General features: G+C 72.3%; 17 protein-coding genes and 2 tRNA genes. 8 read left to right on the top strand and 11 right to left on the bottom strand.

From position 1 onward, the window contains the following. The first annotated feature begins 5 nt into the window (after positions 1-5). From BUE29_RS09120 to BUE29_RS23090, 4 genes are all read left to right on the top strand, one after another. The gene (locus BUE29_RS09120; RefSeq protein ID WP_073388855.1) at positions 6-1,733 is read left to right on the top strand and encodes an FAD-dependent oxidoreductase; all 1,728 of its coding nucleotides are present in this window, start codon (positions 6-8) and stop codon (positions 1,731-1,733) included. Between the two features lie 127 nt (positions 1,734-1,860). Next, the gene (locus BUE29_RS09125) at positions 1,861-3,621 is read left to right on the top strand and encodes a choice-of-anchor G family protein (protein WP_073388858.1); all 1,761 of its coding nucleotides are present in this window, start codon (positions 1,861-1,863) and stop codon (positions 3,619-3,621) included. Positions 3,622-3,787: 166 nt separating this feature from the next. Next, positions 3,788-4,321: a hypothetical protein gene (locus BUE29_RS23085; RefSeq protein ID WP_073388861.1), complete on the top strand. Its 534-nt coding sequence runs from the start codon at positions 3,788-3,790 to the stop codon at positions 4,319-4,321. Next, positions 4,318-4,728 (top strand): PPOX class F420-dependent oxidoreductase, encoded by a 411-nt coding sequence (locus BUE29_RS23090; RefSeq protein ID WP_073389614.1) that lies wholly within the window; start codon positions 4,318-4,320, stop codon positions 4,726-4,728. Before BUE29_RS23085 ends, BUE29_RS23090 begins: the two co-directional genes overlap by 4 nt. Here the strand turns inward: BUE29_RS23090 and BUE29_RS09140 are convergent, their stop codons facing one another. After that, positions 4,729-5,139, bottom strand: a complete 411-nt coding sequence (locus BUE29_RS09140) for a PLD nuclease N-terminal domain-containing protein (RefSeq protein ID WP_084180931.1) — start codon at positions 5,137-5,139, stop codon at positions 4,729-4,731. A 137-nt stretch (positions 5,140-5,276) separates the two neighbouring features. On the opposite strand from BUE29_RS09140, the gene BUE29_RS09145 reads away from it, so the two are divergent. Beyond that, the gene (locus BUE29_RS09145) at positions 5,277-5,738 is read left to right on the top strand and encodes an SRPBCC family protein (protein WP_073388867.1); all 462 of its coding nucleotides are present in this window, start codon (positions 5,277-5,279) and stop codon (positions 5,736-5,738) included. A gap of 54 nt (positions 5,739-5,792) precedes the next feature. On the opposite strand, the gene BUE29_RS09150 is transcribed toward BUE29_RS09145, so the two are convergent. From BUE29_RS09150 to BUE29_RS09165, 4 genes are all read right to left on the bottom strand, one after another. After that, a tRNA-Arg gene (locus tag BUE29_RS09150) sits at positions 5,793-5,865 on the bottom strand. A gap of 29 nt (positions 5,866-5,894) precedes the next feature. Further along, a tRNA-Ser gene (locus BUE29_RS09155) sits at positions 5,895-5,984 on the bottom strand. Between the two features lie 236 nt (positions 5,985-6,220). After that, the gene (locus BUE29_RS09160) at positions 6,221-8,062 is read right to left on the bottom strand and encodes a bifunctional metallophosphatase/5'-nucleotidase (RefSeq protein WP_073389616.1); all 1,842 of its coding nucleotides are present in this window, start codon (positions 8,060-8,062) and stop codon (positions 6,221-6,223) included. A gap of 90 nt (positions 8,063-8,152) precedes the next feature. Next, complete coding sequence (locus BUE29_RS09165; protein WP_084180872.1) at positions 8,153-8,764, bottom strand: TetR/AcrR family transcriptional regulator; 612 nt, start codon at positions 8,762-8,764, stop codon at positions 8,153-8,155. A 102-nt stretch (positions 8,765-8,866) separates the two neighbouring features. Between BUE29_RS09165 and BUE29_RS09170 the strand changes: the two genes are divergently transcribed. Beyond that, a complete protein-coding gene (locus BUE29_RS09170) occupies positions 8,867-10,528 on the top strand; it encodes an MFS transporter (RefSeq protein WP_073388872.1) in 1,662 nt (553 codons plus the stop codon). Between the two features lie 35 nt (positions 10,529-10,563). Here BUE29_RS09170 and BUE29_RS09175 read toward each other — a convergent pair whose 3' ends face one another. Both BUE29_RS09175 and BUE29_RS09180 read right to left on the bottom strand, forming a co-directional pair. Then, positions 10,564-11,934, bottom strand: a complete 1,371-nt coding sequence (locus BUE29_RS09175; protein WP_073388875.1) for an L-serine ammonia-lyase — start codon at positions 11,932-11,934, stop codon at positions 10,564-10,566. A 106-nt stretch (positions 11,935-12,040) separates the two neighbouring features. Then, positions 12,041-12,847, bottom strand: a complete 807-nt coding sequence (locus BUE29_RS09180; protein ID WP_073388878.1) for a class I SAM-dependent methyltransferase — start codon at positions 12,845-12,847, stop codon at positions 12,041-12,043. Between the two features lie 32 nt (positions 12,848-12,879). Here BUE29_RS09180 and BUE29_RS09185 point away from each other — a divergent pair, with 32 nt between their 5' ends. Further along, entirely contained in the window at positions 12,880-13,599 is a 720-nt protein-coding gene (locus BUE29_RS09185; RefSeq protein WP_073388881.1) for a siderophore-interacting protein, read from the top strand. Here the strand turns inward: BUE29_RS09185 and purB are convergent. The 4 genes from purB to BUE29_RS09205 form a co-directional block, all read right to left on the bottom strand. Continuing rightward, entirely contained in the window at positions 13,596-15,035 is a 1,440-nt protein-coding gene (gene purB, locus BUE29_RS09190; protein ID WP_073388884.1) for an adenylosuccinate lyase, read from the bottom strand. The genes BUE29_RS09185 and purB overlap by 4 nt on opposite strands. 16 nt (positions 15,036-15,051) lie before the next feature. Next, positions 15,052-15,684 carry a hypothetical protein gene (locus BUE29_RS09195; protein WP_073388886.1) on the bottom strand — a complete coding sequence of 211 codons (633 nt, stop codon included), beginning with the start codon at positions 15,682-15,684 and terminating at the stop codon, positions 15,052-15,054. Between the two features lie 9 nt (positions 15,685-15,693). Further along, positions 15,694-16,938: a phosphoribosylamine--glycine ligase gene (purD, locus tag BUE29_RS09200; RefSeq protein ID WP_073388889.1), complete on the bottom strand. Its 1,245-nt coding sequence runs from the start codon at positions 16,936-16,938 to the stop codon at positions 15,694-15,696. A gap of 248 nt (positions 16,939-17,186) precedes the next feature. Continuing rightward, a complete protein-coding gene (locus BUE29_RS09205; protein ID WP_073388892.1) occupies positions 17,187-18,485 on the bottom strand; it encodes an adenylosuccinate synthase in 1,299 nt (432 codons plus the stop codon). A gap of 97 nt (positions 18,486-18,582) precedes the next feature. Between BUE29_RS09205 and BUE29_RS09210 the strand changes: the two genes are divergently transcribed. Beyond that, the gene (locus BUE29_RS09210; protein ID WP_073388895.1) at positions 18,583-19,905 is read left to right on the top strand and encodes an AMP-binding protein; all 1,323 of its coding nucleotides are present in this window, start codon (positions 18,583-18,585) and stop codon (positions 19,903-19,905) included. The last annotated feature ends 47 nt before the right edge of the window (positions 19,906-19,952 follow it).

The following is a 19,952-nucleotide window of genomic DNA, read 5'->3' on the forward strand; positions in this document are numbered from 1 at the left end:
CGCTCGTGGTCGAGACCATCCATTACGACGTCGTCGTCATCGGCTCGGGGTTCGGTGGCAGCGTCACGGCGCTGCGGCTGAGCGAGAAGGGCTACCGCGTCGGTGTGCTCGAGGCCGGTCGCCGGTTCACGAACGACACCCTGCCCAAGACATCGTGGCGGGCGCGTGACTACCTCTGGGCTCCCAAACTGGGGATGACCGGCATCCAGCGCATCCACCTGCTCAAGGACTGCCTGATCATGGCCGGCGCAGGGGTCGGCGGCGGCTCGCTCAACTACGCCAACACCCTCTACGAGCCGCTGCAGCCGTTCTACGACGACCCGCAGTGGGCGCACATCACCGACTGGCGCGACGAGCTCGCGCCGCACTACGCGCAGGCCAAGCGCATGCTCGGCGTCGTCACCAACCCGACGACGACGCCGTGTGACGTCGAGATGCAGCGCCTCGCCGAGCAGTTCGGTCGCGCCGACACCTACACCCCCACACCGGTGGGGGTGTTCTTCGGCCGCGACGGCCGGACCGAGCCGGGTGTCACCGTGCCCGACCCGTTCTTCGGCGGCGCCGGGCCCGATCGCACCGGCTGCATCCAGTGCGGCGAGTGCATGACCGGCTGCCGCCACGGCGCGAAGAACACGCTCATGACGAACTACCTGTACCTCGCCGAGAAGCAGGGCGCGGTGATCCACCCCCTGACGACCGTCACCGACGTGCGGCCGCGCCGCTCGCGCGGGTACGAGGTGCGCACGGAGCGCACCGGTCGGTGGTTCGGCAAGCGCGGGACGACCTTCACCGCCGACCAGGTCGTGTTCGCCGCCGGCACCTACAACACCCAGAAGCTGCTGCACCGGCTGCGGGAGACGAGCCTGCCCGACATCTCGCCGAGACTGGGTTACCTGACGCGGACCAACTCCGAGGCGATCCTCGGCGTCCGCATCCCCAAGCCCGAGCGCGACTACACCGCCGGCGTCGCGATCACCTCGTCGTGGCACCCGGACGAGAACACCCACATCGAGCCGTGCCGCTACGGCAAGGGCAGCAACGCGATGGGGTTGCTCAACGCGCCGATGACCGAGGGCGGCCCTCGTCGCACCCGGTGGTTGCAGCTGGTCGCGATGATGGCCCGGCACCCGTCGCGGGCGCTGATGCTCGTCCCGCGCAAGTGGTCGGAGCGGGTGATCATCCTGTTGGTGATGCAGTCGCTGAACAACTCGATCACCGTGTCGCGGCGCCGTTCGCGCTTCGGAGCCGGGCGGCTGACGAGCGTGCAGGGCGAGGGCGAGCCGAACCCCACGTGGATCCCGGTCGCCAATCGCGCCGCCGACCAGCTCGCCGAGAACGTCGGGGGCATGGCCGGCGGCACCTGGGGCGACCTGATGAACATCCCGATGACCGCGCACTTCATCGGCGGCTGCTCCATCGGCGACTCGGCGCAGACCGGCGTCATCGATGCGTACCACCGGCTCTACGGCTACGACGGCCTGCACGTGGTGGACGGTTCGACGCTCACCGCGAACCTGGGAGTGAACCCCTCGTTGTCGATCACCGCCCAGGCGGAGCGGGCGATGTCGCTGTGGCCGAACGCGGGCGAGACGGACGGCCGCCCCGCCCGGGGCGAACCGTACGAACGGCTCGAACCGGTAGCCCCGCAGCGGCCCGCCGTTCGGCGCGACGCACCCGCCGCGTTGCGGTACGGTGCGCATTACCCGGGAGTAACCGGGCCCCGTACCGCGTAACAACACCGAGCGTGCGTCGTTACACAGCACGTATCCGTCCGACAGCGTCGGCTCGGTGGGGATGCACGAAAGTCGTTCGAGTCGGTTGTGCCGGCGGATCGCCGGCCGGAGTGAATGAGGGCCCCGAATGTCCCTGGTGCAACGCAGCACCCCACGTCCCGTTCGCCGCAGTCGGCGGGGGCGGCTCGTCGCCGCGACCGCGGCGGTCGGGCTCGCGAGCACCGCGATCGTCGCGGCCGGCGGCGGTACCGCCTCGGCCGCCGACCTCCCCAACGCGCAGGCCGTCGGCCGTTTCCTCGACGGGGCGGCCGGCGGCAATCCCATCCAGAGCCTGGCCGACCTGCAGGACGCCCGGGCCAAGGCCCCCGGTGACACGTCCGACCAGAACCCGTTGGACGTCAAGGCGCTCAACGCGATCGACCTGCCGCTCACCAACGCGGTCAGCATCCCGAGCAAGCCCGCGGTCGACGCCGGTGTCGTCAACCAGGTCGCCACCGCCAACCTCAACGGCAAGTCCCTCGGTGCCGCCGGCGCCGTGGCCGACGACGGCGGCGCCAGCCTCGGCGACGACAACGACGGCGCGCCCCAGTCCGCGACGATCAACCTGACCGGAGCCGCGCTCGGCGACGTCACGATCCCGGGCGTCCCCGCGCTGCCGGACCTCGGTCTCGGTGCCCTGCCCGGGGCGTCCCCGGCCGCGCTCGGTGGTGTCACCGGGTCCGTCGGCGCGGTCTACGCCCAGGTCGGCACCCGCAAGGGCGGCGACGTGATCACGCCGTCCTCCGGCATCGCCAGCCTGAACCTGTCGCTGGAGTCGCCCGCCCTCGGAGCGCTGCTCACGCAGCTCAAGGGTGCGCTGTCGGGCTCGAGCCTGAGCAGCCTGCCGATTGCCGGCATCACCGGGCTCCCCACCGGCTTCACCCTGCCTGCCGGCTGCACGCTCACCGACCCGACGCCGAAGACGCTCGACTTCAAGAACGGCGTGACGATCGACGTCCCCGACGCGACGATCGCCGTCAACCTGAAGAAGTTGTTGTCGACCGTGCTCGGCAAGGACATCTCGAACCTGTCGACGTCGAACTTCGACCTCGTGGCCTTCCTGGTCAAGAACCTGCCGACGATCCTGTCCAAGGGCCTGACCGCGGCGGTCACCGGCATCACGGACGAGCTGAAGGGTCAGTTCACCGCGTGCTCGAAGCTCGTGACCGACGCATCCGCACTGAGTGGCCTCACGGCAGTCATCGACGCGATCAACGCCGCGCTGGCCACCGGTCAGAAGCAGCTGCTCGGCGCCATCGACGACATCTCCGACCAGCTCGGTGCCGCGGGCGGCACCAGCGCGCTGGGTCAGCTCGCCGACGGACTGCAGAACCTGCTCGACATCGGCCTGAACGTGCAGTCCGGGCCGGGTCACGAGCCGAAGGACTCGACCTACTCCTACGAGTCCAACCTCGAGGCCACGCCGAACCAGTCGACGGAGGTCGTCGAGAACCAGACGCTCGTCCGCGCGATCGAGATCAACGTCCTCGACGCCGACGGCGTGGCGCCGTCCAGCGCGAGCATCACCGAGCTGACCGGCACCGGCGCCGCCCGGGCCGTCCGCCCGCTGGCGCTGGCCCCCGGCGACGGCGTGCTCAACGTGGCGCTCGCCAACGCCGCTGCCGGCCCGAGCCAGGCCCCGGTCACCGAGCCGACCACGACCGCGCCGACCACCGACCCGGCCACCGTCGTCCCGGCGACCAACATCCCGACCGGTATCCCGGCCGGTGCCGCGGGCGAGTCCGACGGCGGCCTGCCCGTCCTGCCGCTCGTCGCGATCCTGGCCCTGCTCTTCGTCGGTGGCGGCGCCTTCTGGCAGCTGCGGCTGCGCGGCGGTCGCCTCCACTGAGGACGAGGTAGTACGCGAGCCGCTCTCGGCCCGCTCGCCGGATTGCCCGGCGGGCGGGCCGAAGTGGTTAACTCGACGGGAGCGAGCGCACGTCGGCGGGGGACGCGGACGTCGTGCCGCGGCGGCGGTGTGTGGGGCATCGGCGCGATGCGAGGGGGTTTCGTCGATGACCGATCACAGCGTGCCGTGGGGCGGACAGGCCGGCGGACGGATCGGACACCATGCGTCCACGCTGCTGAGCGTCGCCGTCGTGGCCGTGGTCGCGGTAGGGCTCTTCCCGCCGCCCGGCCTGCTCGCGGTCACCGTGCCGGTCGCCCTGTTCGCCTTCGTCATCGCGATGTTCCTGCTGATGCGCCAGCACGACCGCTCGCTGTGCGAGCACTGCATGCTGTCCATGCCGCTCGACGCGGCCGAGCGGGCCGCTCGTGTGCACCGGCGGTTCTGGGTCGCCCACAGTGGCTCGGAGCCGCGCATCCTGCTGCCGTACCTCGCCGTCCTCGTCGGCTCGAACTTCGCGACCACGCCCTACGGCCGCGCGCTGTGGGCCGTCGTCCAGCTGTCGTTGATTTACCTGCTGCTGGCCAGCGCCACGCACCGCCGGCTGCAGCCGTGGTGCCCGTGGTGCCGCGGCGGTGGCGGCGGCTCGGACGTCGACGAGACGCCGCCGGTGCTGCCGCACGACGACCGGCAGCTGACCTGAGCGCGGCAGCGGTCGCGTTGAGCGACGAGGGCCTGGCCTTCGTCGCCGCGCGGCACCTCGCCACGTTGACGACGCTGCGTCGCGACGGGACGCCGCACGTCACCCCCGTCGGGTTCACGTGGGACGCCGACACCGCGGTGGCGCGCGTGATCTGCAGCGGCACCAGCCAGAAGGCCCGCAACGTCGCGCAGCGAGGCCTTGCCGCGCTGTGCCAGGTCGAGGGCCGTCGATGGCTCACGTGGGAGGGCACGGCGACGCTGCGCGACGAGGCGGAACGGGTGCGCGACGCCGAGCGGCGGTACGCGCAGCGCTACCGCGTGCCACGTGAGAACCCGCGACGGGTGGTGCTCGAGATCGCGGTCACCCGCGTGCTGGGCAGCGCCGCGCTCCTCGCGCCGCCGCGCTGATCAGAGCTGGTCGTCCTCGGGTCGGCGGGTGAGGCGGCCGCGCTCGTCGTCGAGCTCGCGCTTGCGACGCTCCTGGTACTGCCGTCGCTGCTCCTCGGCGCGAGCGCGCACCTGGGCGAGGAACGCGTCGTCGTCGTCCGGGTTCTGCGGGACGTGGCGGCCGGGCCGGTCGTACTCGGGGTAGGCGCGCGACGTGCGCGTGGGGGCCGACCGCGGGCCGCTGGCCGGCCACGGGCGTCCCGCGATCAACCAGGCGAGCGCGCCGATGTCGAACAGCAGCACGACGATGAGCACCCACGGGAGCTTGGGCAGGTTGCGCATGCTCGACTCATCGGTGGTGATGACGTCGATGACGCAGAACAACCACAGACCGAAGAGGATCAGCCCGAGCAGGCCGTCGGCGTAGAGCACAGCGAGATCGTGGCACATCCACAGGCGATGCGCAGCACCGATCCCGACGGCCGATCCGCGGGGTCGCTCGTGACCTCGCTCGCTGCGGGCCGCTTTCGGCGCGCCGCGTGCCGGGCGCGCGGCTAGGGTCCGGACACATGGTCCATCTCCACCACGACGGCATCGCCGAGGCGCCGGTCGCGGTCGCCTTCGCCTACATCGACGACCCCGCGCACGTCCCCACCTGGATGTTCGGGGTGGAGAGGTTCGAGGTGCGCGACCCCGCGACCCCTCGCGGCCTCGGCGCCGTCTTCGACGCGACGTTCCACGTCAAGCCGGTGAAGCTGGCGTCGCGCGTCGAGATCACCCAGTGGGAGCAGGACCGGCTCATCGCCCTGACGTCGATCAAGGGGTTCAGCAACTCGTCGGTCTGGCGCTTCGAGCCCGACGGCCCCGACCGGACGAAGATCTCGGTCGAGTTCAGCTACGACCTGCCCGGCGGCATCGCGGGCAAGGCGCTCGGCCGGGCGGTCGAGCCGGTGGTGGCGATGAGTGTGCGGCACAGCGACGCCGCGCTGCGCAAGCACATCGCCGAGCACCACCGCGCCCAGCGGGGCTGAGCGCCGCGACCCGGAGACGCACACAGCCCCCGCGGCGGCGGGGGCTGTGCTCTGTGCGCCCGGCAGGACTCGAACCTGCAACCTCTTGATCCGTAGTCAAGTGCTCTATCCGTTGAGCTACGGGCGCATCGTGCGAACAGACCGAAGTCTATCCGGCGGAGGCTCCGGGATTCGAACCCGGGATGGGCGGTTAGCCCAAACCGCATTAGCAGTGCGGCGCCATAGACCAGACTAGGCGAAGCCTCCAAGCGGCTCGAAGGGTCTCGAAGCCACCAGCGCATGAGCCTACAAGGACGGGCCGGCCGACCGCGAGACGGCCCGTCCCCTCCCCGTCCGCCGACCCACCCCGCACCCGACCTGGTGATCGACATTCGGTTACCGCTGTTGGAGCGACGGCAAGTGGATGTCGATCACCGAGAGTGGGGGTGGGTGGGCCGGACCGGATGCGGTGGCGAGGCAGCCGGCGGCGGTCGGGCGAGTGCTCAGCCGGTGACGGTGATGGGCGTGCCGCCCGAGACGAGTCGCCAGTCGATCGTGGAGAACAGGCTCGGGTCGACGGTCTTGTGGTCGGTCACCCACTGGATGAGCAGCTGGGTGATCGCGACCTGCGCGTTGTAGAGCACCGGCGCCGTCGTGACGCCCGGGAAGTTGCCGCCGCCGGACGCGCGGTAGTTGTTGATCGCGATGACGAACTGGTCGCCGTCGGCGACGGGAGTGCCGCCGTAGGCGAGGTTCAGGATCCGCGAGCCTGCGGGCTGGGCGACGTCGATGTCGTAGGTCAGCGGGGCGTCGAAGCCGCCCATGATGTCGTAGTTGTAGTCGGGGGTGCCGCCGGGCGCGGTCGGGGTGACGGCGTTGGTGAGCTGGTCGGCGGTGAACGGGCCCGTCCCGCTGACCTGCTTGAAGTACCGCGCCGAGAACTCCAGGTAGGCACGCACCTGCGCGCCGGTGAACTGGATGGCCTCGAGCGTGTTGTCGTAGATGTAGAGCCCGGCGATGTCGCGGACCGTGACGTTGCCCTTCGGGATCGCGGCGAGCTTGTTGAAGGGCGCGGCGATGGAGAGCACCGGCAGCGTCGTCCCGGTCGCCTTCTTGACCGCCTCGGCCTGCACGTAGTTGATGAAGTCGATGGCCGGCGTGTCCTCGTAGCGCGAGGTCGCGGCGCTCAGCGCGGCGGTGGACGTCCCGATGACGCTGTTCACGTACGTCCGCGTCTTGTCGTGGGCGGCCTTGCTCACCGCGAGGACGGCAGGGTCGGCGTCGACGGTGTTCGAGTTGAGCAGGGTCGAGGTCGCCGAGGTGACCTGCCAACCCGTGGCCTCGGCGTAGGAGATGTCGAGGTCCATGACGGCGAGTCGCATGCCCCAGTAGTAGGGCTCGCACAGCAGCACGTTCTTGCCGGTCTTGCTGTTGACGACGTAGCGCTGCGGGATCTCGACGTGCGCGTGCCCGACGAGGATCGCGTCTATCCCCGGCACCTGCTGCGCGAGCAGGGTGGAGGCGTTCTCAGGCCAGGGCAGCGCGTCGCCGTAGGACGACGAGGTGTCGGCGCCGGAGTGGCAGGCCACGACGACGATGTCGGCGCCGGCCGCCTTGACGCGCGGGATGACCCGCTTCGCCTGCTCGACGATGCCGTTGAAGGTGATCTTGCCGTCGAGGTTCGCCTTGTCCCAGATGGCGCAGCCCGGCGTCACGAAGCCGACGATGCCGACGTTGACGTAGTCGCCGGGGCGCTTCGTGCTGTCGGTCAGCGTCGCGATCTTGACCTTCTTGATCACGTACTCGGGGAACGCCGCGGCGCGGGTCTTCCAGTCGAGCGCGTTCGCGCCGAGCAGCGGGTGGTGCAGCTGCGACTGGAACTTGCGCAGCAGCGGGACGCCGTAGTTGAACTCGTGGTTGCCCAGGCACGCCGCGTCGTAACCGATCTCGTTCATCGCGGCGGCCATCGGATGCGTCGGCGCCTTCGGCCCGGTGATGGGGTCGATCGCGGCGTAGTAGTAGGTGAGCGGCGTGCCCTGGATGGTGTCGCCCGCGTCGAGCGTGAGCGTGTGGGCGCGTTCCTCGCGCACGGCCTTGATGAGCGTGGCGACCTTGGCGACGCCGACGTCGTTGTGCGCGGTGTCGTCGTACTCGGCGTCCTTGTAGTAGTCCCAGTTGTAGATGTGGCCGTGAAGGTCCGTGCTGCCCAGGACGGTGACCCGGGCGGTGCGGGACGGGGTCGGCGCGGCGGCGGCGGTACCGCCGGTGGCGCCGAGGAACGCCGCGCCGGCGCCACCGACGACGGCGCCGGCGAGCAGGGAACGGCGGGAGATGGTGCGATCGATCACGGGATTCGGTCCGTTTCGCGTGAGGGGGGCGGTCGCTGGGAGCGCCGGTGACCTTGTGGGCGAACGCACCATAACCCGCCAAGACGGCTATCCGGCGGACACCAGCGGAATCATGATCTGCTCGATGATGGCGGCGACATCGGCGTCCGAGACCGTCCTGTCCTGCAGGAACATGTGATGGGCGATGACGGCCGGCAGCACGTCGGCGACGAGCGGGGTCGCGGCCTCGGGCCGGACCTCGCCGCGGCGCACCCCGCGTTCGAGCAGCGCGAGCATGGCGGCGCGCCGGGGGGCCTGGAAGCGGTCGTCGACGAGCGCGGCGAGTGCGGGGTCGGTGACGGCCTCGAGCTTGACCGCGCGCAGCACCCGGCCGGCCGGGCTCGCGAGGACCTGCACGATGAGACCGCCCACCGTGCGCAACGCGTCGGCGGTGGTGACGTCGCCACCGAACATCTCGCCGATGGCGAGGCTGCGGTCGTCCGGGCCGGGCAGGTGGGTGACGAGCGCATCCGTGACGAGCTCCTGCCGGCTCGGCCAGCGCCGGTAGATACTCGCCTTGCCGGTGCGTGCGCGGGCGGCGACGCCCTCGACCGCGAACGCCGCGTAGCCGACGTCGACGAGCTCGGCGTAGGCGGCGTCGAGGATGGCACGCTCGAGGGCGGCGCCCCGTCGGCGCTGCGGCGCTGCAGGCGTCGGCACGGTCTCCCGATGACTTCGCGTAATAGACGGTTGCGTTCACTAACGCGGCGACCTTACGGTACGCGGCGGGGGACGTCCACGTCGCCGCCGAAGGAGCTCACCGTGACCGACACCGAGGCGCCCGGCGCCGCGCAGGCCCGCGCGCGCCGGGGCGCGGCGCACCCGGCCCTGACGCTGCTCGTCATCGCCGGCGCGCAGATGATGGTGGTGCTCGACGGGACCATCGTGAACATCGCGCTGCCGTCGATGGGCTCGTACTTCGACAAGAGCCAGACCGACATGACCTGGGCCCTGAACGCCTACACGCTCGCCTTCGGTGGGCTGCTGCTGCTCGGCGGGCGCATGGGCGACGTCCTGGGTCGGCGCCGCATGTTCGTCGTCGGGTTGGGCCTGTTCACGCTCGGCAGCTTCCTCGCCGGGGTCGCACCGAACTTCGCGATGCTGCTGGTCGGCCGCGCGATCCAGGGCGTCGGCGGGGCGATCGCGTCGCCCACCGCGCTCTCGCTCATCACGACCGAGTTCGAGGAGGGCGAGGCGCGCACCCGCGCCATCGGCGTCTACGCGGCGGTGTCGGGTGCCGGTGCCGCGCTCGGCCTGCTGCTCGGCGGTGTGCTGACGAACTACCTCAGCTGGCGCTGGGTGCTGTTCGTCAACGTCCCCATCGGCATCGCGCTCATGATCGGCGCGGCCGGGGTGCTGCACCACTCCGAGCGGCTGCGGGGGCGCTTCGACGTCGTGGGCGCGCTGCTGTCCGTCGCGGGGATGGTCGCGATGGTCTACGGCTTCATCCACGTCGCGCACAGCGGGTGGAGCAACGCCGAGACCGTCGTGACGTTCGTGGCGGCCGTGGTCCTGCTCGTCTTCTTCGTCTACTTCGAGGCCAGGATCGTCGCCGACCCGATGATGCCCATGCGCATCTTCGAGAACCGCAGCCGCAGCGGGGCCTACCTCGTGATGTTCGTGGTCGGCGCCGCGATGTTCGGCATGTTCTACTTCGTCACCTTCTTCGTGCAGGGCGTGCGCGAGTACAGCGCGCTCAAGACCGGCTTCTCGTTCCTGCCGGTCGCGGCGATGATCGGCGTGGTGTCGCAGGTGGTGGCGAAGGCGCTGGGGCGTACCGGCCCGAAGCCGCTCATCGTCACCGGCACGCTGCTGCTCACCGCCTCGCTGGTGTGGTTCGCGCAGGTGGACTCCGACTCGAGCTACGCGGGCACGCTGCTGCCGGGCATGATCGTGCTCGCGGTGGCGATGGGATTCCTGTTCGTACCGCTGACGTCGGCCGCGGTCTCCAAGGTCGCGCACACCGACGCCGGCCTGGCGTCGGCGCTGCTCAACGTCGGCCAGCAGGTCGGTGGTGCCCTCGGCCTCTCGGTGATGACGACGGTGTTCGGCACGGCCGGACGCAACTACGCCAACTCGCACGCCGACGGCCTGCGCGCGGCGCTCGAGCGCTCGACCGGCGGCGACCGCCAGCTCGCCGGCGCCATCGCCGGGCGGGTCTCGCGGGCCGGCAACAACGGCCTGCAGCAGCAGGACATCCGCGACTTCGTCGCCTCGCTCCCGCAGGCGCAACAGGGGCGTGCCGCGGCGTTCTTCGGCGGCCCGTATCGCGAGTTCAGCCGGGGGCTGCTCGCGCACGCGTCGGGTCAGGGCTTCCTGATGGGCGCGGGTTTCGGCGTCGCCGCCGTCCTCGCCGCGGTGTTCCTCATCAACGTCAAGCGCGCCGACGTGCCCGCCGACGCGCCGGTGGGCGTGGCCGGCTGATCCCCGTCACGGCCGCGGTCGGGTCGCGCCGGTGCTCAGCACTCGATGACGTTGACGGCGAGCCCGCCTCGCGCCGTCTCCTTGTACTTGACCGACATGTCGCGGCCGGTGTCGCGCATCGTCCTGATGACCTTGTCCAGGCTGACGACGTGGGTGCCGTCGCCGCTCAACGCGATCCGCGCCGCGTTGATGGCCTTCACCGCCGCCATGGCGTTGCGCTCGATGCAGGGCACCTGGACGAGGCCGCCGACGGGGTCGCAGGTCAACCCGAGGTTGTGCTCCATGCCGATCTCGGCCGCGTTCTCGACCTGCTCGGGCGTGCCGCCCAGGGCCTCGCACAGCGCGCCGGCGGCCATCGAGCAGGCCGAGCCGACCTCGCCCTGGCAGCCGACCTCGGCGCCCGAGATCGACGCGTTCTCCTTGTACAGCACGCCGATCGCGCCGGCGCACAGCAGGAAGCGCACGATGCCGTCGTCCGACGCCGACGGGCAGAACCGCACGTAGTAGTGCAGGACCGCGGGCAGCACACCGGCCGCGCCGTTGGTCGGGGCGGTGACGATCCGGCCGCCGGCGGCGTTCTCCTCGTTCACCGCGAGCGCGAAGAGGTCGACCCAGTCCATGACCCGCAGCGGGTCGGTGGCGAACGGGTCGGCGCACAGCCGCCGGTACAGCTCGGGCGCCCGCCGGCGTACCTTCAGCCCGCCCGGCAGCGTGCCCTCGTTCGTCCAGCCGTGGCGGACGCACTCGGCCATCACCTGCCAGATGTGCAGCAGGCCGGCGCGGACCTCGTCGGTGCTGCGCCAGGCGGTCTCGTTCGCGAGCATGACGCTGCTGATCGACAACCCGGTCTCGCGGCAGCGGTCGAGCAGCTCGACACCGCTCCGGAAGGGGAACGCCAGCGGGGTCTCGTCGGCCACGATCCGGTCGGCGCCGGCCGCGTCCTCGTCGACGACGAAGCCGCCCCCGACGGAGTAGTAGACGCGTTCGCGCTGCACCTCGCCGGCAGGCCCCCAGGCGGTGAAGCGCATGCCGTTGGGATGGAAGGGCAGCGAGGTGCGCCGGTGCATCACCAGATCGTCCGGGCCGAAGGCGACCGGGTGCTTGTCGAGCAGCGGCAGCCGTCCGGACTCGCGGACGGCCGCGACGCGGGCCGGGCCCGCGGCGGTGTCGACGGTCTCGGGCGCCTCGCCGAGCAGGCCCAGCACGACCGCGTTCTCGCTGCCGTGCCCGTGCCCGGTCGCGCCGAGCGAGCCGAACAGCTCCACGTGCACGCGCTCGACCAGGGGCAGCAGGCCGTCGTCGGACAGGCCGCGTGCGAACGTCAGCGCGGCCCGCATCGGCCCCACGGTGTGGGACGACGACGGCCCGATACCGACCGTGAACAGGTCGAACACGCTGATGGCCACGGGCCCATGATGCGCTCCCACCCGGCGCGTGGTCGATCCCGCGGCGAGTGGTCGCGCGAACCGTGACCACGGGGCGTCCGCGACGACCGCTCGGCGAACCGGACGGTCAGGGAGCGATGGCCCGGGCGGCGCGGCGGCGGGCGCGGGCCAGCAGCGTGGCCGCGGCGCCGGTGCCCGCGGCCCGGGCCCGGCCGACCCGGGTCAGCTCGATCATCATCTGGCCGCCGGGGTGCCCCCAGTCGCCGAGATAGCGGAACCGCCAGGGCGCGAATGCCGCCGCCCACCGCAGGTCGCTGCGGTAGTACCAGAACACGTTGCGTTCGGTGAGCTGCGGCTTGCGACCCTGCTGGGCGACGATGCGATCGGGCCGGGTGCCGGCCGGCTGCTCGTAGAACGTCACGTAGCACCGGCCGCCGGGATTCATCACCTGCGCGACGCGGTAGAGGCAGAGCCGGACGTGGTTCAGCGACACGTGGCTGAAGATCGACTGCGCGATCGCCACGTCGAAGCCGACGCCGAAGTCGGCGTTGAAGCGGTCGTTGACGCGCAGGTTGGCCAGCGGCAGCTTCGCGCGCTGCGCGTCGTCCAGCTCGCGCACGTAGCCGGCCCGGACGAGGTCGGCGTTGGCGTCGATGCCCCAGTAGTGGGCGGGGTCGAGGTAGTCGACGAGGTGACGTCCCGCGCGCAGACTGCCGCAGCCGACGTCGAGGAAGCGATGGTGCGGTTGCAGCCCGCGGCCGCGCAGGAACTCCAGCTGCGCCTCGCCGTGCGAGTCGAAGCGGCCACCCACGAAGCGGCGGTGGGCGCCGGCCTCGAGCTGCTCGTCGGTGAAGGTGATGCCGCTGTAGTCGGGCGTCGTCGCACGGGTCTCGACGAGCTGCGGGATGTCGATCGGGGGGCGCTCCTCGGTCATCGGCTGACCGTAACGGCTAGGGTCGGCGCATCGTGAACAGCCCACTCGTCCGCCGGTCGCCCACGCACGCCGGCACCGTCCTCGCCAACGTCGAGGTCACCCCGCGGATGCGACGGGTCACCGTGCGGGCCGAGTCGATGCGCGGTGTCGTCATCACCCCGGCGCAGGACGTCGAGCTGCACCTGCGCGAGGACTCCGGGCGCCGCGTGAAGCGCCGCTACACGATCCGCGCCGGCCGGCCGGACGACGGCGAGCTCGATCTCGACGTGCTGCTGCACGGTGCGAGTCCCGGCTCGCACTGGGGACGGTCGGCCCGCCCCGGTGACGACGTCGCCTTCCAGGGGCCGCGGGGCAAGCTCGAGCTCCGCCCGGCCCCGCACCACCTGCTGCTCGGCGACGAGTCGGCGCTGCCGGCCATCGCGACCGTCTGCGCCGCGCTGCCCGAGGGCGAGACCGCCACCGCCCTGATCGAGGTCGACGACGCCCGGGACGAGCAGCCGGTGTCGGCGGCCCGCCTGCGGTGGGTGCATCGCGCCGGCGCCGAGCCGGGCACGCCCGACCTGCTGCGCGACGCTTTGGCCGACGTCGAGGTGCCGCCGGGCAGTCGCGCGTACCTGCTGGGCGAGAGCCGGGCGATGATCGCGCTGCGCCCCCTCGTGGAGGGCCGCGGCGTCGTGCACGACGACGTCTTCGTGAAGGGCTACTGGAATCACGCCCGACCGGATCGGATCGCGGGCCGGCCGCCCCGCTAGAGGATGGGTTCGGGCCGGTACGCGGCAGCGTCCGGCTCACCGGCGAGCAGTTCGTCCACCGCCGCGACCACCCCGGCTACCTGCGAACGCGCCGCACCGGTGAACGAGAGCGGGTCGGCCAGCGCGCCGCGCAGCGTGTCGGCCGGGAGCGCCAGCCGGGAGTCGGCGGCGAAGCGCTCGACGAGATCGTTGCGCTCGGTGCCCTTCTCGCGCATCTCCAGCGCGACCGCCACCGCGTTCTCCTTGATCGCCTCGTGGGCCGTCTCGCGCCCGACCCCGGCTCGGACGGCCGCCATGAGCACCTTGGTGGTGGCCAGGAACGGCAGGTAGCGATCGAGCTCGCGCTCGATGACCGCGGGGTAGGCGCCGAACTCGTCGAGGACCGTGAGCGTCGTCTCCAACAGGCCGTCCAGCGCGAAGAACGAGTCCGGCAGCGCCACCCGGCGCACGACGGAGCACGAGACGTCCCCCTCGTTCCACTGGTCACCCGCGAGCTCACCAGTCATTGACGCGAAACCGCGCAAAATCACGGCGAACCCGTTGATTCGCTCGGCCGAGCGGGTGTTCATCTTGTGCGGCATCGCGGACGAGCCGACCTGTCCCGGCTTGAACCCCTCGGTGACGAGCTCGTTGCCGGCCATGAGCCGGATGGTCTTCGCGAACGAGGACGGTGCGGCGGCGAGCTGGACGAGGGCGGACAGCACGTCCCAGTCGAGGGACCGGGGGTAGACCTGGCCGACGCTGGTGAGGGTGTGCTCGAAGCCGAGGTGGTTCGCCACCCGGCGCTCGAGCTCCTCGAGAGCCGCCGTGTCGCCGCCGAGCAGGTCGAGCATGTCCTGCGCCGTCCCCACCGGGCCCTTGATGCCGCGCAGCGGGTAGCGCGCGATCAGGTCGTCGACCCGGCGCACCGCGACCAGCAGTTCGTCGGCGGCGGTGGCGAAGCGCTTGCCCAACGTCGTCGCCTGCGCGGCGACGTTGTGCGAGCGTCCCGCCATCACGAGCGCGTCGTACTCGGCCGCCCGCCGCGCGAGGCGGGAGAGCACCGCGAGCGCCTTCGTCCGCACCAGCTGCAGGGACGAACGCACCTGCAGCTGCTCGACGTTCTCGGTGAGATCGCGGCTGGTCATGCCCTTGTGGGCCTGCTCGTGGCCGGCGAGCGCCGCGAACTCCTCGATGCGCGCCTTGACGTCGTGCCGGGTGACGCGTTCGCGCGCGGCGATCGAGTCGAGGTCGACGGCGTCCACGCCGCGATCGGTCACGGCCTGGTACGCCTCGATGGCGCCGGCCGGGACGTCGACCCCAAGCTCGGCCTGCGCACGGAGCACGGCGAGCCACAGCTGCCGTTCCAGGACGACCTTGTGCGCCGGGGACCAGAGCGTGGCCATGGCGGTGGAGGCGTAGCGGCCGGCGAGGACGTCGGGGATCGCGGGTTTCACCGTCCCATTGTCCCGCTCACCGGGTGGCGAGCAGCCGGGTGTCCAGGACGAGCCGCTGGATGGCGGCGAAGTCGCTCGCGCTCGTCGCGCCCGGCCGGGCGCGGACGGTGATCTTCACGTAGCGCCCGGCGAGATCCTGCTCGATCGACACCGAGTGGGCGGTGCGGCTCACCGAATCGCGCACCGTGCGCCGCGGACCGACCACGACGGTGATGGTGCGGTGGCCGAGCCGGGCGTTGTAGAAGCGCTGCGAGATCGAGCCGTCGTCGGCGAAGTTGACCCCGAAGCCGGTGATCGTGGCGCCGGGGAATGCCGCGACGATGGCGTGTTGCGGACGGTGGCTGTCCTCGTCGAGGGCGAACGTCCGCTCACTGCTCGGGATGGGCGCGATCGACAGTTGCGGCAGCGTGGCCTCCGTGCTTCGGGTGGCATCGGCACGGGTCGCGTCGGTGCGGTCGTGCGAGCGGGTGAGGACGCCGACCGTCACGGCCGCCAGGACGCCGACGCCCCCGAGGACGAGCGCGAGCCTCGTGCGCCGCGACAGCGTTCGTGGTGTGACGGGGCCGGGGTCCTGGACCGGGGCTTCGTCGCCCTCGGCGTCGAGCCAGACGATGCCCGCGTCGCGGTCGTCGTACGGGTCGTGGGCCACCGCTCCAGCCTAGGGCGCGGCCACCTCACCGGCGACCGCGCGCGCGGCGATGTCGCCGCGGTGGTGCCCGTGCGGCAGGTCGACGCGGGCGACGAGGGCGTAGGCGGCGTCCCGGGCGTCGCCGAGCGTGTCCCCCGCGGCGGTGACCGACAGCACCCGGCCACCGGTGGCGACGACCGCGCCGTCGTCGCGCACCCGCGTGCCGGCGTGGATCACGCCGGGCTGGTCGGCGCCGGTGACGACGTCGCCCGTTCGCGGCGCCGCGGGGTAGCCGCCGGCGGCGAGGACGACCGTGACCGCCGCGCCCGGCCGCCACCGCAGCGGTGGGTGGTCGGCCAGGGTGCCGGTGGCGGCTGCCCGCAGCAGGCCGCCGAGCGGGGTCTCCAGGAGGGCGAGCACCACCTGCGTCTCGGGATCGCCGAAGCGGGCGTTGAACTCCACCACGCGCGGGCCCTGGGCGGTCAGCGCCAGCCCCACGTACAGCAGGCCGGCGAACGGCGTCCCGCGGCGGGCCAGCTCGGCGATCGTCGGCTGTGCGACGGTGCGCACGATCTCGTCGGCGAAGCCGGCCGGCAGCCACGGCAGCGGGGCGTACGCGCCCATGCCGCCGGTGTTGGGCCCGGTGTCGCCGTCGCCGACGCGCTTGAAGTCCTGCGCGGGCAGTAGCGGGACGACGGTCGTCCCGTCGGTGACGCAGAACAGCGAGACCTCCGGCCCGTCGAGGTACTCCTCGACGAGGACCTGCTCGCAGGCCGCGGCGTGTGCGAGGGCGGCGGTCCGGTCGGTGGTGACGACGACGCCCTTGCCGGCCGCGAGGCCGTCGTCCTTGACGACGTGGGGCGGCCCGAACGCGTCCAGCGCGGCCTCGGCCTCGGCCGCCGTCGTGACGGCGCGACTCGCCGCGGTCGGCACGCCCGCCGCCTTCATGATCTCCTTGGCGAACGCTTTGCTGCCCTCGAGCTCGGCGGCGGCGGCGGACGGCCCGAAGCAGTCGATGCCGGCCGCGCGCACCGCGTCCGCGACCCCGGCGACGAGGGGGGCCTCCGGGCCGATCACGACGAGGTCGGCCCCCAGCTCGGTGGCCAGCGCGGCGACCGCCGCGGGGTTCGTGGCGTCGACGCCACGCTGCTCGGCGACCGCCGCGGTGCCGGCGTTGCCGGGTGCGCAGACCAGCGACGTCACCGCGGCGTCGGCGGCCAGGGAGAGGCACAGGGCGTGTTCGCGGGCTCCGGATCCGACGACGAGGACTCGCACCGCGCGAGCCTAGCGACTGGCGAGGCGCACGCGCCGACTGGCGACCTAGGCCCCGTCGGCTGGCGACCTGGGCCTGTCGACCGGCGAGGCGCACGCGCCGACTGGCGACCTGCGGGCCGACTGGCGAGCTACAGCTCGCCAGTCGGCACCAAAGTCGCCAGTCGAGTGAGGAAGTCGCCAGTCGAGTGAGGAAGTCACCAGTCAACGTTGGGTGCGCTCGCGAGCACGTCTCCGGGAGACGTTCCCGGTCAGCGCAGCAGCTCGCGCACCGCGATCGTCTCGTCGCGGCCCGGACCGACCCCGATCGCGGAGATCGGCGCCTTGATCATCGTCTCGAGCGCCTCGACGTACTCGCGGCAGGTGCGAGGCAGGTCGTCGAGCGTCTTGGCCGTCGAGATGTCCTCGTCCCAGCCCGGGTAGGTCTCGTAGATCGGGACGGCGCGGTCGAAGTCGGCCTGGTTCATCGGCAGCTCGTCGTAGCGGACGCCGTCGACGTCGTACGCGACGCAGACCGGGATCTCGGCCAGTCCGGTGAGCACGTCGAGCTTGGTGAGGACGAAGTCGGTGACGCCGTTGACGCGCGTCGCGTACCGGCCCACGACGGCGTCGAACCAGCCGCAGCGGCGCGGTCGGCCCGTCGTGGTGCCGAACTCGGCGCCGTTGGTGCGCAGGAACTCGCCCGCGTCGTCGTGCAGCTCGGTGGGGAACGGCCCTTCGCCGACACGCGTGGTGTACGCCTTGATCACGGCGATGACGCTGCTGATGCGCGTGGGCGGGATGCCGCTGCCCGTGCAGGCCCCCCCGGCCGTCGCGTTGGACGAGGTGACGAACGGGTAGGTGCCGTGATCGACGTCCAGCAGCGTGGCCTGACCGGCCTCGAGGACGACGGTCTCGCCGCGATCGAGCATCTGCTGCAGCAGCAACGAGGTGTCGGTGACCATCGGCTGCAGCCGGTCGGCGTAGGACGAGAGCTCGGCGACGACGGTCTCGACGTCGAACGCCTTGCGGTTGTAGAGCTTGACCAGCACCTGGTTCTTGTTGTTGAGCGCGCCGGCGACCTTGGCGCGCAGCACCTCGGTGTCGAAGAGGTCCTGCACCCGGATGCCGATGCGGGCCATCTTGTCGGCGTACGTCGGGCCGATGCCGCGCCCGGTCGTCCCGATCCTGGACTTGCCGAGGAAACGCTCGGTGACCTGGTCGAGCGTGCGGTTGTACGGCGCGATGACGTGCGCCGACCCGCTGAGCTTGAGTGCCGACGTGTCGACGCCACGGGCCTCGAGGCCGTCGATCTCCTCGAACAGCACCCCGAGGTCGACGACGACGCCGTTGCCGATGATGGGGACGCAGCCGGGCGTGAGGATGCCGGACGGCAGCAGGTGCAGGGCGTACTTCTGCCGCTGCTCACCGCTGCCGATGACGATGGTGTGCCCGGCGTTGTTGCCGCCGTTGAACTTGACGACGCCGTCGATGCGGCTGCCGAGCAGGTCGGTGGCCTTGCCCTTGCCTTCGTCGCCCCACTGGGCGCCGACCAGCACGATTGCGGGCAACGGTCTTCTCCTCACGTCGGTGCCGGGTCGCGGTGGGCCCCGAGCAGCGTAGACGACCACGTCCCCGGGCCACGACCGCGCGACGTACCGTTCCGGCGTGACCATCCTGCCCGCGTCGCTGCCGAGCGTGAGCGTGGCGGGTCGGACCATCGCCGGCGACGACCTGCGCGAGGCCGCCGGGGCGGTGGCGGACCGGGTCGCGGGGGCAGGGGTGGCGGCGGTCGAGGCGACGGCGTCGCTCGAGACGGTGGTGGCCGTCGTGGGGTGCCTGCTGGCCGGCGTCCCCGTCGTGCCCGTCCCGCCGGACTCCGGCCCGCGCGAGCGGGAACACCTGCTGACCGACTCCGGCGCCGAGCTCGTTCTCGGCGGCGAGGCGTCCGGCGCCGTGCCCGTCGACGTCGCGGCCCGCTCGACGTCCTCGTGGGCGGAGCCGGCCGAGGGCACCGCGCTGATCATGTACACGTCCGGGACGACGGGGCCGCCGAAGGGCGCGGTGCTGTCGCGTCGCGCGGTCGCCGCCTGCCTGGACGGCCTGCGTGACGCCTGGGCGTGGACGCCGGACGACACGCTCGTGCACGGGCTGCCGCTGTTCCACGTGCACGGTCTCGTGCTCGGGGTGCTGGGCGCGCTGCGGGCGGGGTCGCCGCTGGTGCACACCGGCCGGCCCACCCCCGCCGCGTACGCGGGCGCGGGCGGCACGCTGTACTTCGGCGTCCCGACGGTGTGGGGACGGATCGCCGCGGATCCCGGGGCCGCGGCGGCGCTGCGGGCGGCCCGGCTGCTCGTGTCCGGCAGCGCGGCCCTGCCCGCCCCGGTGTTCGACGCGCTCGCCGCCGGCGCCGGCCAGGGCCCGGTGGAGCGCTACGGCATGACCGAGACGCTCATCACGCTCGCGGGTCGGGTGGACGGCCCGCGGCACGCCGGGCGCGTGGGCGTCGCGCTGCCCGGCGTGGGGACGCGGCTCGTGGGCGCGGGCGACGACGGCATCGGCGAGCTGCAGGTACGGGGCGCGACCCTGTTCGACGGATACCGCAACCGGCCGCCCGCGCTCGACGCCGACGGCTGGTTCGACACCGGTGACTCCGCCCGCGAGACGGCCGAGGGCTGGCAGCTCGTGGGGCGGACCCGCGACGACCTCATCAAGACCGGCGGCTACCGGCTCGGCGCCGGCGAGGTCGAGGCGGCATTGCTCGACCACCCGGCCGTCGCCGAGTGCGCGGTCGTCGGGGTCGCCGACGACGACCTCGGGCAGCGCGTCGTCGCCTACGTGGTCGGCATCGGGGACGCGGTCTCGGGGCAGACGCTGATCGACCACGTCGCGACCCAGCTGTCGGTGCACAAGCGGCCGCGCGAGGTGCGCTTCGTCGCCTCGCTGCCGCGCAACGCCATGGGCAAGATCCAGAAGTCGCGCCTCGCCTGACGCCGCGTCCTGCCCCTCGGTGTGGTCGCGATCCGGGCGGGCGGAGC

It is taken from the genome of Jatrophihabitans endophyticus, assembly GCF_900129455.1.
Lineage (GTDB): Bacteria > Actinomycetota > Actinomycetes > Mycobacteriales > Jatrophihabitantaceae > Jatrophihabitans > Jatrophihabitans endophyticus.

Bases quoted from the DNA above. Each gene is read 5' to 3' on its own strand.
- BUE29_RS09125 (WP_073388858.1), top strand. From the start codon at position 1,861: ATGTCCCTGGTGCAACGCAGCACCCCACGTCCCGTTCGCCGCAGTCGG.
- BUE29_RS23085 (WP_073388861.1), top strand. From the start codon at position 3,788: ATGACCGATCACAGCGTGCCGTGGGGCGGACAGGCCGGCGGACGGATC.
- BUE29_RS09145 (WP_073388867.1), top strand. From the start codon at position 5,277: ATGGTCCATCTCCACCACGACGGCATCGCCGAGGCGCCGGTCGCGGTC.
- BUE29_RS09180 (WP_073388878.1), bottom strand. From the start codon at position 12,847: ATGACCGAGGAGCGCCCCCCGATCGACATCCCGCAGCTCGTCGAGACC.